Here is a 13,511-nt window from a genome sequence, read left to right on the forward strand (position 1 = left end):
TCCACGCCCTATGATTCGGAGCACCTCCCCGACCGGATTGGGGATGATCTCGAGTTGCCCGGCAACGAACGGCGTTGGCGGAGCGCATATTTAGACAGCTACCTCAAAGCAAACCTCGCGATTTTCGCGTTACTCGCAAAAGGAACCGTAGGAAACTCGGGCAAATCGGACGGTTCGACGGCCTCAGCTAAATATCGGCGAATCATGATCGCCGCAGCGGGACAGCCCTCGTCGCACGTGCCCGCAGTGAATTATTCGGCCGGAAGGGTGCCGGCCACCGCATCAGGATCTGCCGGAGTCGCAGTGGTGGTGCGCCGGCGAGTGACGGCCGCCACAGTTGCGACCGCGGCCAGGATACACAAGATTCGTTCCGGCGCGGGACCTATCCGGGAGGCGAGTGTCGTGTTCGTGCGCAGCGGCAGGGTCGCCACCAGAGCGGCCGGAACGAACTGCTCAGTCTGCTGCTGGATGGTGCCGTCGGCGGTGATCATGGCGCTCACCCCGGTGGTCACCGAAACCACCACGGCGCGACCGTGCTCCACCGCGCGAATCCGCGACATGGCGAGCTGCTGATAGGTCATCTCGCTCTTACCGAAGGTGGCGTTATTGGACGGCACCGTGAGAATCTGCGCACCGGCGCGCACCGCGTCCTCGAAGGCGCGATCGAAGGCGACCTCGTAACAGGTGGCCACGCCGATGGCGACGGGCGCGCCGCCGCTCGCGGGCTGCACGTGCACCACGCCGTCACCGTTGCCCGGCACGAAATAGCCCGCGCGGTCGGCGTATTCGGAGAAATGCCGGAAGAAGCTCCGATAGGGCAGGTATTCGCCGAATGGCTGGATGATCTTCTTGTCGTGCCGCTCCCCCGGGCCGCCGTCCGCGGTCCACACGATCACCGAATTGGTGGTGGTGCGATCGTCATTGACGAGCACCGCGCCAACCAGGATGGGGGCCTTGATATCTCGCGACGCCTGCGTGATCTCGGCATAGGCGTCGGAATTGCGCAGCGGGTCGATATCGGAGGAATTCTCCGGCCAGATAACCACATCCGGCTGCGCGGCCTGCCCGGCCGCGACGGCCTTGGCGAGCTCTTCGGTGCGCTTGACGTGATTGTCGAGAACCGCGCGGCGCTGGGAATTGAAGTCCAATCCCAACCGCGGCACGCTGCCCTGGATGGCGGCGACCGTGATCGGCCGGTTGCCGTCCTCCGGGCGGGGCAGCGCGGTCCGGAGGATCACTCCGGTGAGGGGAACTATAGCCACAAGCATTGCCGCAGCAACAATTCGGTTCCAGGATATGAGACGCCAACGCCCCGATCTGGGACGATTCGGACGCGCCCGCGGCGTGTCCGTGCTACGCGCGAACGCGATGCCCCACACCGCCGCGGCGGCCAGTCCGGCCCCCGTGAGCGCCACCGCGAAACTCACCAGTGGTGCGCCGCCGAGCATGGCGTACGGCAGATACCAGCCGTCGGCCTGACCGAAAGCCAGTCTCCCCCACGGGAACCCGCCGAACGGAAAACTCGACCGCCCCCATTCGGTGAGCGACCACACCGTGGCGACCCACAGCGGCCAGCCCGGCAACCGCCCGACCACGCGCACCAGCATCCCGAACAATCCGACATACACCGAGAGCGCCGTTGAAAGTCCGATCCACGGCACCGGTCCGACATAGATTCCGGTCCACGGCAGCAACGGCAGGAAAAACGCCATCCCGGCGAGGAATCCATATCCGAAACCCCCACGCGGACGGCCGTTTCCGCGCACGGTCAGAATGAGAATCGCAATCCCGACCGGCGCGAGGAACCACAGCGTCCGAGGCGGGAAACTCGCGAACAGCAACAGTCCGGCGATCACCGCCGCGACCATGCGCGCCGGCACCGGATGATCCCGCAGCAAACCGTTCGCCCGGGCGGCTATGCCGCGCCCCGCCGCGTCGCTCCCCGCGTGATCATCGCCCTCGACAATCGACTTGCTCACGACGCCAATACCTTTCGATCCTGCACCGCACCCCGAAACGTCTTTCCCGATGGGATGCGGATCGCACGCCCGAGATATGGCCTGCCGGTTCGGAATTCATGCCGACCGTACGCGATGTCGAGCGGCGGGCGGTGCACCAGGCCGCGACGCGGCCGGGCCTTCGCCCTATCATCGGCCACTGTCGTGCGCGAAGCGCCTTCCGCAGGCCCGTCAGACCGCATGAATTGTGGTCCCGCGGTGCACGGTGGCCAGGCAGCGGGGCAGGGCCGCGTCCGGGGTCAGGGGCGGGAGGCCGGGGACGCGGGAGCGGGGGTCGGTGGACCAGCGCTGGACGGTGTCGGCGGCCGCGGCGACGACCAATTCGTCCGCTTCCCACACCGCGTACGAGGCGGGTGAGCCGGGGACCAGGGTTCCGGCGACGCCGTCACGGACGCCGCCCGCGCGCCAGGCGCCCCGGGTCGCGGCGGCGAAGGCGGCGCGCGGGGAGATCTGGTGGCCGCGGGTGCGGTGGTTGACCGCCGCGCGCAGCGCCTCCCACGGGCTCAGGGCGGTGACCGGGGCATCCGAGCCGATGGCGAGGGAGATGCCCGCGGAAGCCATGGCGGAGAACGGGTTCAGAGTGGCGGCGCGGTCCGCGCCCAGACGCGCGGCGTACATACCGTCCGTTCCGCCCCAGGCGGCGTCGAAAGCCGGTTGGACGCTGGCGATTACACCCCAGGCGGCCAGTTTCGCGATCTGCTCGGCGTCGACCATTTCGGCGTGTTCGATGCGGTGCCCGCGCGCGGCGAAGGCGGGGCCGCCGACCTGGGTGACGACCTGTTCGAAGCCCGCGACGACCGCGTCCATGGCGGCATCACCGATGACGTGGAACCCGGATTGGATCCCGGCCTCGGTGCACGCGAGCACATGGGCGGCAATGGCTTCCGCGTCGAGGTAGGAGGTGCCGACGGTGTCCTGATCGGCGTACGGGTCGCGCAGCCACGCGGTGTGCGAGCCGATGGAACCGTCCACGAACAGGTCCCCGCCGAGCGCGTGCACGCCGAGTTCCTTGATCAGGGTGCGGGCCTCGTCGGCGGTGCGCACGGCCTGACCCCAATAGGCGCGCACCTCCACACCGTGGTCGAAGGCGAGCAGTTCGCGCACATCGGTCTCACCGGAGATATCGGGTCCGGCGCATTCGTGAACGGCGGCAATGCCATTGGCGGCGGCGTGATCCAGGGCGGCGCGGCGGGCGGCTTCGCGCTGCGCGGGTTCCAACGCACCGAGCGCGGCGCGGCGCACCAGGTGATGCGCTTCGGCGCGCAATGGTTCACCCCGGGTGAAGCCGGGCGTTCCGGTCAGCGCGGGCACAGCGTCCAGCAGTGCGGTGGAGGCGACGGCCGAATGCGCGTCCACCCGAGCCAGATACACGATGCGCCCGGGTGCGGCGGCATCGATCTCCGCCAGGGTGGGTGGGCGGCCTTCGGCCCACGTGGTGTCGTCCCAGCCATCGCCGAGCACCGGTCCGGCGGGGTGCGCGGCGGCGTGCGCGCGCAGCAGTTCCAGGCATTCGGTGAGTGAACGCGCCTGTGCCAGATCGAGTCCGGTGAGTTTGAGTCCCAGCGCGGTGGTGTGCACATGCGGGTCCACGAACGCGGGTGCGACGAACGCCCCGCCGAGGTCGACGATCTCGGCGTCCGGGTGCAGTGCCCGTCCGGTGCGGTCCGCGCCGACCCACACCACGGTGCCGTCGGTGACGGCCATGGCGGTGGCGTCGGGATTACTGGAGCTGTAGATGCGACCGCCGACAAGCAACTGGGTACTCACGGGTTTCCAGTCTGCCGCACGCGCCGTGTGCACTCGCAACCGCACTCCACCCACCGGACGTACGTCACATCTCGCCCGGCGCTCACGGTGATTCGGACTCGCGCGCTCCGTGTGGGAGACGACATTATTCGGAGGGTTGCGCCTTGGCCGCGAGTTCGGTGATGGCGGCCGCGACCTCGGCGGGATGGGTGAAGGGCAGTTTGTGATCGCCCTCGAGCCAGCGCACCTCGATGCTCGGTACCGCGGCATGCAGGATTTCGCCGCCTTCACGCCAGGTCTTGTTGATCCGGGTCGCCTGCGCGTCCTTACCCTGCGAGGTATGCGTCGCCAGCAACATGGTCACCGGGCAGTCCAGGGTGCGGTAGGTGTCCAGCAGTTTCTGCCGACGCTGATCGACCTCGATGGTGAGATCGGCGAACGCCTTGCCCGGCATGGCGTATCCGTGCGCGCTCATACGCACCAGCAGCATGGCGAGTTTGGTGCCGAGGCTGTTGAAGGATTCGCGGGTCTTCTTGGGATCGTCGATGAGCGATGCCTGGATGGGGGCCGCGCCGTCCAGCAGCACCAGTCCGGCGATCTCGCCCGGATGCGCGGCGGCGTATTCGACCGCAAGATCTGCGCCGAGGGACCAGCCGATGAGTATCGGCTGCTGCACATCCAGCGCGCGCAGCACCGCGTCCACATCGGATTCGAAGTCCGCGAACTTGTAAGACTCTGCGGTGGAAGCCTTTCCGTGCCCGCGCAGATCGAAAGTGATGCTCTCGTATCCGTGCAGTTCCGAGACGACCTGCTTCCACGCGACCTGGGTCGCGCCCGCGCCGTTGAGGAAGACGAGCGCGGGACCCGCCCCGGACCGCGTCACCGGCAGGGTGACCGCGCCATTGCGCACGGTGGTCTCGCTGGACATCGTTATCGGCCCTTCGACTATGCGGGTCTGAACGGCGTTCAGCCTACGGTCAGCGCGGGTCGATCATGCGGCGGGCATCACCCTGGCCGTCGTCGTAGTACTCGGTGACCACGGTGGCGTCGATGACCTCACCGTCGGGATCGATCACCACATTGCGGTAGCCGTACGGGCCGACCGCGGTGGCGACCCGGGCCAGGCGGCGCGCGGCGAACGCGGCCACCACCGGGCGGATCAGGAAACGGGTGAACGGCACCAGCGCGACCAGGCCGATCAGCGAGGTGAGCAGACCGGGCACGAACATCAGCACCGCGCCGACCGTGACCAGTGCGCCGTCGGCGACGGCGGTGCTCGGGTCGAGCTCACCGCGTGAGGCGCGGCGGAAGTTCTCGAACACGCGGCGGCCCTGCGAGCGAACCAGGATTAGGCCCGCGGCCGAACCCGCGATGAGCAGCAGAATGGTCGGGAACACGCCGATGAGGTGACCGAACAGAATGAGCGTGGCGATCTCGGCGATGAAGTACGCGGCGAACAATAGTGCGGGCATTAGGCGATCCTTTCGGCGATCTACTTCCCTCAACGGTTCGCACTGCGAATTTTCTCCCGATGCGTCCGGATTCACATTCGGCTATCAGGGTGTATGCGGTAGTGCCCGGTGCAGAGCGGGTCAGGCGTTGCCCGGCCGGACAAGTCCGGTTTCGTAGGCCAGTACCACCGCCTGCACGCGATCGCGCAGGTTGAGCTTGGTGAGCACGCGCCCGACATGGGTTTTGACGGTCGCCTCGGACAGGAACAGGGCAGCGGCGATCTCGGCATTGGAGCGTCCGACGGCGATGTGTTCGAGCACCTCGCGCTCACGCGCGGTGAGCACATCGAGGATGGCGGGATCGCGCCCGGCGGCGGGATCATCGGCGATGAGACGGTCCAGCAGGCGTTTGGTGACCTTCGGTGACACCACGGCGTCCCCGGCGGCGACACTGCGAATGGCCGAGATGAGGTCCTCGGGCGGGGTGTCCTTCAACAGGAAGCCGCTGGCCCCGGCGCGCAGCGCGCCCAGCGCATGCTCGTCGAGATCGAAGGTGGTCATGACCAGAACGCGGCTGCCGCAACCGGATTCGATGATTTTGCCGGTGGCGGTGACACCGTCGGTGATGGGCATGCGCACATCCATGAGCACCACATCGGGGCGCAGTTCGGCGGTGCGGGAGATGGCGGTGGCCCCGTTATCGGCCTCCCCCACCACCTCGATATCCGGGTGGGCGCCCAGCACCATCTTCAAGCCCGCGCGCATGAGTTCCTGGTCGTCCACGACGAGAACGGTGATCGGCACATCATCCAATCTATCGGTACGGCGGCCGGACCGGCCCCGGCGGCTAGTCCGGGACGGCCCGGTACAGCGGGATCGTGGCGTGCACCGCCCAGCCGCCATTGCCGGTGCGGCCGACGGTGAGGGTGCCGCCGAGCACCGCGATGCGTTCGCGCATACCGACCAGGCCGAGACCGCTGCCGGGAATCAGGCTCGCGGGGGCGGTGATCCGGGTGGGCAGGGATTCACCGCATTTACCGTGCGCGCGGGCGCTGGGCGCACCGCCGGAATCGACGATATCGAGCAGCACATCGTTCTCCGCGCGTTCGATGCGGACTTCGGCGCGCGGATCGGGACCGGCGTGCCGCAGGGTATTGGTGAGCGATTCCTGCACGATGCGGTGGATGCCGAGGCTGACTTCCGGTGTGACGGTATCGATTTCGCCGCACAGTTCCAGGGAGACATCGAGTCCGGTATCGCGCATCATGCGCACGACTTTGGCGATGCCCGCGGTGCCGTGCTGCGGAAGTTCTTCCGGCGCATGCTCGATGCGCAGCAGCTCCACGGTGCGCCGCAGCTCACGCAGCGCGTCGCGGCCGGTTCCGGCGATGGTGGTCATGGCCTTCTCGGCCAGATCGGGATTGTCCCGCAACGCGAATCGCGCCCCGTCGGCCTGCACGATGATCACGCTCACCGCGTGCGCGACCACATCGTGCAGTTCGCGGGCGATGCGCGTGCGCTCAGCGGCGACGGCATCGTGCGCACGCCTTTCCTTGTCATAGTCGGCGACGGCCAACCGTGCGGCGACCTCGGCGTCATAGGCGTGCCGCGCCCCAACGAATTCGGCGAAGGTCCAGCACAGCGCGTAATACAGCGCCGTGAACGCCAGATCACCACCCTCGGGTTTGCCGATCAGCAGAAAAGAAAGCGTGCTGTCGAAGACCAGCAACCCCAGATACCAGAGTCCTTCGCGCCGCCCCACATACGCGACCAGCGTGTACAGCATCACCCCGAGCCCCAGCAGCGCCGGATGCACCGACGAATCATCCCCGGCCCAATGCGTGATCGTGGTGCTCGTGGAAATCAGCACCAACACCAGCGCCGCCCCACGCGGATAGGTCCGCCGGAAAATGATCGGCACCACCAACAGCACACCCAGCACCAGGTATGCAACCTTATTCCTGGCCTCCCCCACCGTCAGCACATCCAAGGTCAACAGCAACAGAGCCAGGATGGAATCGGAGATGAGCGGCTTCCCTCGCAGCCACAAGCTGAACCGGCGCACTCCCACACCCTAGAGGTAGGCGGTTTGCTCGCGGTTCACGAAGTCTGGTTGGGTCGCGGGGTGGGTGTTGCGGACTGGGCGGTTTTGCTGACGGCGGCTACCGCCGCGGGGTGGGTCGATGCCGTGGTCGGCGGCGGGGGTTTGATCGTCTTGCCGACGCTGTTCGTGGTGCTGCCCGGACTCGCGCCGCAAACCGCGTTGGGCACCAATAAGATTGCCGCGTTCTCCGGCACCACGGCCGCGGTGATCACCTTCGCCCGCAAGGTGCCGATGCGCTGGAAGCTGTTGATTCCCGGCGCGGTCATCGCCGCCATCGCGGCGGCGTGCGGTTCCGCACTGGTCGCCCTGATCGACCGCAAATACTTCATCCCGATCGTCATGGTGGTGCTGATCGGCGTCGCCATCTTCGTCACCATCCGCCCGTCCGTGGGCGTCACCATGGCCACCCATCCCCCCACCCGCCGCAAAACCCTGCTGGTCGTGGGCCTGGCCGCCGGTCTCATCGGCCTCTACGACGGCGTCCTCGGCCCGGGCACCGGCACCTTCCTCATCATCACCTTCGCCACCCTGCTCGGCACCGAATTCGTCCGCGCCGCCGCCATGGCCAAGGTCATCAACTGCGGCTCCAACCTCGGCTCCCTGATCTTCCTCGCCTCCACCGGCCACGTCCTCTGGGCCCTGGGCCTATCCATGGCCGTCGCGAATGTGGCAGGCTCCATCGTGGGCTCCCGCATGGCCCTCGCCAAGGGCGCAGGCTTCGTCCGCATCGTCCTACTGGTCGTGGTGGTAGCCATGGTGATCCGCCTGGGCTGGCAGCAGTTCGGTTAATCCAGTACCGCGCCAACGGCTTTGACCAGCAGAGCGGTGGCGTCCCGCAGGACGTCGGCCAGTGGTTCGCTGTATTCGTTCGCGGCCCAGTGGTCGACGGCGGCCAGATACCCCCATGCGGCCTGTGCGGCGGCGTAGCGCACCGCCAGATCATTGTCGTCGCGCCCGAGCCGCGCGGCGAGCAGGCGGCGGATCTGTGCTTCGAGCCCGTGGATCTGCTGCAATTCGCCCGTACGCACTTCGGGTTCGGAGGTCATCAGCCGAACGCGCCGTTCGATCCGGTGCTCATCGCCCGAATCCAGTAGCGCCGCAAGCACGATCGGCGCGGCGGCGCTCAACCCCGCCAGCAATTCCGCAGGTGTGCTCACCCCCGCATCGGCGGTCAGCAAGGCCAGCCCCTGGGTATCGACGTGATCCCAGACCACCAGCGTTGGCCGAGCAGCGAACACGGCGGCGCGATCTGGTGGTGAACGGCCGCCGGATCGCGTTCACCGACACCGGTTCCGGATCGCGGACCTGCGTCCTCGTCCACGGCCTGGGCGGCTGTCGAAGGCATTGGGCCGCAACGATCCCGGCTTTGGCGCGCACCCATCGCGTCATCGCCCTCGACCTCCCCGGCTTCGGCGATTCCGAACTCCCGCGCATATCGACGATCGCCAACGCGGTCACCGTCATCGACGCACTCCGCGCCCACTGCGGTGTGGACCGCATCGATCTGGTCGGTCATTCCATGGGCACCCTGGTGGCCTGCGAATTCGCGACGCGCCTGCCCCATCGCACCCACCGCGTCGTCCTGGCCGGCGGTCCGATCACCTCGGTCCTGGCCCTGTTCGCCGCCCCGATCACCACCTTGCGCCGCGACCCCCGCCTCGTAAACTTCCTCATCGAGGCCGCGACCGCGGGACTACCGCTACCCACCGCGATGCGATCGCTGATCACCCGAACTCCCTGGGCACGGAAATTGGCTCTGTCCCCGTATGTTCCGCATCCGGAAGCCATATCCGAGGAGATATTCGGCCATTTCCTCTCGGGAGTCGGCGCACCCGGAACCCTGGCAACCCTCCGCCAGGGCTTCGGCTACGACTTCTCCGCCGCACTCACCCTCACACACCCCACGCTGGTGATCGGCGGGGAGCTCGATCGCATCGCCCCAGCCCGCGATCTGCATCGCTTCGCGGCCACCACCCCGGCGGTCCGGCAGCTCCATATCCTGCCGGAAATCGGCCACCTGCCAATGCTGGAACGCCCGGCCGAATTCAACCGCGTGCTCAGCGAATTCCTCACCCGGGAGTGGTCAGACGTAGGCGTTTTCGCGGACTCGTAGGTCGCCTGCCGGTTCGGGGTCCGGGTCGGATGCGGAAGAGTTGCCGCGCCAGGAGGATTCGCCGCCCGAGTCGGGGGTGGGGGTGGAGTCGGGGGTGACGCAGGAGCCGGTGGGGAGGTGGTGCACCGGGTCGGGGGTGACGCGGCGGAGCATGGCGGCGCCGAGGTGGCGGACCGGGAGATCGGTGCGGCGCACGGGTTCCGTGGTCACGTAGGACGGGCGGGGGTCTTCGGCGCGGGGCGCGGGGGTTTGGTCTACGCGCGGGGCGGCCGTCATGGCGTGCGAATGGCTGGCGTCCGGATCGGCGCTGGCTATCGCCGCGGGGGGCGGGGCGGAGAGCCAGGGGGCCAGGACCTTCGAGGTGGTTTCCTGGATTTTGCGTTGCAGCTCATCGGGATCGCTGATGGCACTGGTTTGGAACAGGACCGTGAGGGCGCCGGAGACCGCGCCGACGACCGCGCCCACCAGGGCGGCCGCGCCGACCTCGTCGAGTTCGTCGGGGAAGGCGGTGCGCAGTTGGCGGGCTATTTCCTGTTGCGCCGAGAGCTGGGCGTAGGCGGCGCGGCCCGAGACGGCGGGGACGGTGCGCGAGACCTGGGCTCGGACAACGGCTATACGGGCGGCGAGGGTGTCGCCGAGATGCTCGCCGGGGTTATCGCCGGCCGCGCGTAAGGCACGTAGCAACACCTCGACGGGGCGTTCGTCGGGACGGCGGGCGGCGATGGCGCGGGCGGCCGCGCTCACCCGATCGTCGGGTTCGGGGAAGAGGAGTTCCTCTTTGCTGGCGAAGTAGTTGAAGAACGTCCGGGTGCCGACTTCGGCGGCCGCGGCGATATCGGCGACGGTGGTCGCCTCATAACCTCTGCTTTCGAACAATTCGACGGCGGCCTCGTAGAGGGCACGGCGGGTGCGTTCTCGTTTGCGGTCGCGGAGCGCTGATGGCGGCACGCGGGCAGACGCTACGCCATTGCGACCGAAAAACCCGGTATGTACTGGGCTTGTCGCCCGCGTTTCATGCTGCGCTTCTTCACACTCTGTGCATTCTTGCAGCGTGTGCAGGTTTGCGCGGTGTGAACTTCATTGTGTCCCAGTGTGTTGTTGAAGCACCGGTACGCGACCCTCTAGCGTGGTGCGGGTGAGCATCGCAACCAAGGTCGTGGATCCCGAGTTCCGCGCGCTGCCGCTGACCGCGCTCGCCGATGCCGCTCTGACGGCGGCGCGAGCGGCCGGGGCGGAGTACGCGGACCTGCGGGTGCATCGACTCACGCAGCAGAGCATCCGGTTACGCGACGGGCGCGTCGAATCCGTGCGCGACAGTACCGATCTCGGTTTCGCGGTGCGCGTGATCGTTGACGGCACGTGGGGTTTCGCCTCGCACGCGGATCTGACTCCGGAGTCGGCGGTGCAGGTGGCGCGGCGCGCCGTGACGGTTGCCAGCACATTGCGGGGCTTGAATCGCGAGCGTGTCGAGCTCGCCGACGAGCCGCGTTATGACGGCGTGGAGTACATCTCCGAATACGACATCGATCCGTTCGCGGTGCCGACACCGGACAAAGTCGCACTGCTGCTGGACTATTCGGAGCGTCTCAAAGCCGCCGACGGCGTGGATCACGTGACGGCGAATGTATTGCAGGTGAAGGAGCAGACCTTCTACGCCGACACCTTCGGCTCCCGCATCACCCAGCAGCGCGTGCGCCTGCATCCGGAGATCGAGGCCATCACCGTCGACCCGTCGGCGGGCATATTCGAAACCATGCGCACCCTCGCCGCCCCGGCGGGTCGCGGCTGGGAGTATGTCACCGGCGCGGACGGAACCTGGGACTGGAACGGCGAACTCGCGCAGATCCCCGGGTGGCTGGCCGAGAAGGTCAAGGCCCCGACCGTCACCGCCGGACCCACCGATCTGGTCATCGACCCCACCAATCTGTGGCTGACCATTCACGAATCCATCGGCCACGCCACCGAATACGACCGCGCCATCGGCTACGAATCCGCCTATGCGGGAACCTCCTTCGCGACCCCCGACAAACTCGGCACGCTGAAGTACGGCACCCCGATCATGCATGTCACCGGTGACCGCACCCAGCGGCACGGCCTGGCCAGCGTCGGCTGGGATGACGAGGGCGTCGCCGGACAGCGGTGGGATCTGGTGCGCGAGGGCACCCTGGTCGGCTATCAACTCGACCGCGTCTTCGCACCCCGCCTGGGCCTGGAGCGTTCGAACGGCTGCTCGTATGCCGATTCGGCACACCACGTTCCGATCCAGCGCATGGCGAACGTCTCCCTGCAACCCGATCCCGAACGCGACACCACCACCGCCGAACTCATCTCCCGCGTCGAGAACGGCATCTATATCGTCGGCGACAAGTCCTGGTCGATCGATATGCAGCGCTACAACTTCCAGTTCACCGGCCAGCGTTTCTTCCGCATCCGCAATGGCGAACTCGCCGGGCAGCTGCGCGATGTCGCGTATCAGGCCACCACCACCGACTTCTGGGGTTCGATGGAAGCGGTCGGCGGCCCCTCCACCTGGGTGCTGGGCGGTGCGTTCAATTGCGGTAAGGCCCAGCCCGGTCAGGTGGCGGCGGTCTCGCACGGTTGCCCGTCGGTGCTGGTGCGCGGGGTCAATATTCTCAATACCCGCGCCGAAGCCGGACAGTAGGAAAGGACCGACACGGTGAGTGTGCTCCCCGCCCCCGAGGTCGTCGAACGCGCGCTGCGGTCCTCGCGCGCCGATGAGGCCATGGTGATCGTCACCGACGCGCATGAGGCGTCGCTGCGCTGGGCCGGAAACTCCATGACCACCAATGGTTCCTCGATAGCGCGGGACTGGGCGGTGGTCTCGATCTTCCGCGATGACGCCGGTGCGCGCGTCGGCAGCGTGAGTTCCACGAGTGTGGACCCGGCCGATATCGAGGCCGTGGTGCGCGCGAGTGAGGAGGCCGCGCGCACCGCCGAACCCGCGCGCGATGCCATGCCGCTGCTGGATCCGCAGATCGTGGATCACGCGACCCTCGATGCCATGCTGGATTGGGAGGGTGAACCCGGCAGCACCGATATCTCGGTCTTCGCCGAACTGGCCCGCGATCTCGCACCCGGTTTCGACGGCAGCGATCAGCTGTACGGATTCGCGCATCATCAATTGCATTCCACCTGGCTGGGTACCTCGGCCGGGATTCGGCGGCGCTGGGTGCAGCCGACCGGATCGGTGGAGATCAACGGCAAACGCGGCGCCGGAGCGGATTTGGCGAGCGCGTGGGTCGGTGCGGGCACCACCGATTTCGCGGATGTGGATGTGCCCGGCCTGCTCGCCGAGCTGTCCCGCCGCCTGGATTGGAGCAAACGGCGGGTGGACCTGCCCGCCGGACGCTACGAAACCCTGCTGCCGCCCTCGGCCGTCGCGGATCTGATGATCTATATGGCGTGGACCATGGAGGGCCGCGGCGCACACGAGGGCCATACCGCGTTCTCCCGCGCGGGTGGCACCCGAATCGGGGAGCGGCTCACCGATATTCCGCTCACCCTGTATTCGGATCCGAGCGCTGCCGGGCTGGAGTACCGGCCGTTCGTCGCGACCCCGGCGTCGTCGGAGTCGCTGTCGGTGTTCGATAACGGGCTCACCGCGCAGCGCGCGAACTGGGTGCGCAAGGGCGTCATCGAGAATCTGGTGTATCCGCGCGCCACCGCGGCCGAATTCGATGCCACCGTCACGGTTCCCGGCGAGAACCTGCTCATGACCGGCGGCGGGGACGCGTCCCTCGCGGATATGATCGCGCGCACCGAACGCGGACTGCTGCTGACCTGCCTGTGGTACATCCGCGAGGTGGATCCGGCGACGCTGCTGCTGACCGGACTCACCCGCGACGGGGTGTACCTGGTCGAGAACGGTGAGGTCACCGCCGCGGTCAATAACTTCCGCTTCAACGAATCACCCCTGGATCTGCTGCGCCGGGTCAGCGAAGCGGGCCGCAGCGAGATCACCCTGCCGCGCGAATGGAAGGACTGGTTCACCCGGACCTCCATGCCCGCCTTGCGAATTCCCGATTTCCACATGTCCTCGGTGAGCCAGGCGACGTAAC

General features: G+C 67.6%; 12 protein-coding genes. 4 read left to right on the forward strand and 8 right to left on the reverse strand.

The features are described 5' to 3' along the window. Positions 1-251: 251 nt before the first annotated feature. From lnt to ACFC0O_RS40235, 6 genes are all read right to left on the reverse strand, one after another. Entirely contained in the window at positions 252-1,868 is a 1,617-nt protein-coding gene (gene lnt, locus ACFC0O_RS40210; protein WP_375967766.1) for an apolipoprotein N-acyltransferase, read from the reverse strand. Between the two features lie 321 nt (positions 1,869-2,189). Continuing rightward, complete coding sequence (locus ACFC0O_RS40215) at positions 2,190-3,785, reverse strand: amidohydrolase (RefSeq protein ID WP_375967446.1); 1,596 nt, start codon at positions 3,783-3,785, stop codon at positions 2,190-2,192. A gap of 124 nt (positions 3,786-3,909) precedes the next feature. Continuing rightward, the gene (locus ACFC0O_RS40220; RefSeq protein ID WP_375967448.1) at positions 3,910-4,692 is read right to left on the reverse strand and encodes an alpha/beta fold hydrolase; all 783 of its coding nucleotides are present in this window, start codon (positions 4,690-4,692) and stop codon (positions 3,910-3,912) included. A 49-nt stretch (positions 4,693-4,741) separates the two neighbouring features. Further along, positions 4,742-5,236: an FxsA family protein gene (locus ACFC0O_RS40225; protein WP_364634098.1), complete on the reverse strand. Its 495-nt coding sequence runs from the start codon at positions 5,234-5,236 to the stop codon at positions 4,742-4,744. 120 nt (positions 5,237-5,356) lie between these two features. Next, positions 5,357-6,019 carry a response regulator gene (locus tag ACFC0O_RS40230; protein ID WP_375967450.1) on the reverse strand — a complete coding sequence of 221 codons (663 nt, stop codon included), beginning with the start codon at positions 6,017-6,019 and terminating at the stop codon, positions 5,357-5,359. A 43-nt stretch (positions 6,020-6,062) separates the two neighbouring features. After that, a complete protein-coding gene (locus ACFC0O_RS40235) occupies positions 6,063-7,280 on the reverse strand; it encodes a sensor histidine kinase (RefSeq protein ID WP_375967452.1) in 1,218 nt (405 codons plus the stop codon). 60 nt (positions 7,281-7,340) lie between these two features. Here ACFC0O_RS40235 and ACFC0O_RS40240 point away from each other — a divergent pair, with 60 nt between their 5' ends. Beyond that, entirely contained in the window at positions 7,341-8,108 is a 768-nt protein-coding gene (locus ACFC0O_RS40240; protein WP_375967454.1) for a TSUP family transporter, read from the forward strand. Here ACFC0O_RS40240 and ACFC0O_RS40245 read toward each other — a convergent pair. After that, entirely contained in the window at positions 8,105-8,557 is a 453-nt protein-coding gene (locus ACFC0O_RS40245; protein ID WP_375967455.1) for a hypothetical protein, read from the reverse strand. The genes ACFC0O_RS40240 and ACFC0O_RS40245 overlap by 4 nt on opposite strands. On the opposite strand from ACFC0O_RS40245, the gene ACFC0O_RS40250 reads away from it, so the two are divergent. Then, complete coding sequence (locus ACFC0O_RS40250) at positions 8,539-9,432, forward strand: alpha/beta fold hydrolase (protein ID WP_375967456.1); 894 nt, start codon at positions 8,539-8,541, stop codon at positions 9,430-9,432. The two genes, ACFC0O_RS40245 and ACFC0O_RS40250, sit on opposite strands and share 19 nt — an antisense overlap. On the opposite strand, the gene ACFC0O_RS40255 is transcribed toward ACFC0O_RS40250, so the two are convergent. Then, entirely contained in the window at positions 9,403-10,380 is a 978-nt protein-coding gene (locus tag ACFC0O_RS40255; RefSeq protein WP_375967458.1) for a TetR/AcrR family transcriptional regulator, read from the reverse strand. The two genes, ACFC0O_RS40250 and ACFC0O_RS40255, sit on opposite strands and share 30 nt — an antisense overlap. Positions 10,381-10,567: 187 nt before the next feature. Here ACFC0O_RS40255 and ACFC0O_RS40260 point away from each other — a divergent pair, with 187 nt between their 5' ends. Together ACFC0O_RS40260 and ACFC0O_RS40265 are read left to right on the forward strand one after the other, a co-directional pair. Then, positions 10,568-12,094: a TldD/PmbA family protein gene (locus ACFC0O_RS40260; RefSeq protein WP_375967460.1), complete on the forward strand. Its 1,527-nt coding sequence runs from the start codon at positions 10,568-10,570 to the stop codon at positions 12,092-12,094. Positions 12,095-12,115: 21 nt separating this feature from the next. Beyond that, on the forward strand, positions 12,116-13,510 hold the full coding sequence (locus ACFC0O_RS40265) for a TldD/PmbA family protein (protein WP_364636006.1): 1,395 nt from the start codon (positions 12,116-12,118) through the stop codon (positions 13,508-13,510). The last annotated feature ends 1 nt before the right edge of the window (position 13,511 follow it).

Origin of the sequence: Nocardia sp. NPDC056100, from assembly GCF_042266325.1 — a bacterium.
Taxonomy (GTDB): Bacteria; Actinomycetota; Actinomycetes; order Mycobacteriales; family Mycobacteriaceae; genus Nocardia.

Bases quoted from the DNA above. Each gene is read 5' to 3' on its own strand.
- ACFC0O_RS40225 (WP_364634098.1), bottom strand. From the start codon at position 5,236: ATGCCCGCACTATTGTTCGCCGCGTACTTCATCGCCGAGATCGCCACG.
- ACFC0O_RS40220 (WP_375967448.1), bottom strand. From the start codon at position 4,692: ATGTCCAGCGAGACCACCGTGCGCAATGGCGCGGTCACCCTGCCGGTG.
- lnt (WP_375967766.1), bottom strand. From the start codon at position 1,868: ATGGTCGCGGCGGTGATCGCCGGACTGTTGCTGTTCGCGAGTTTCCCG.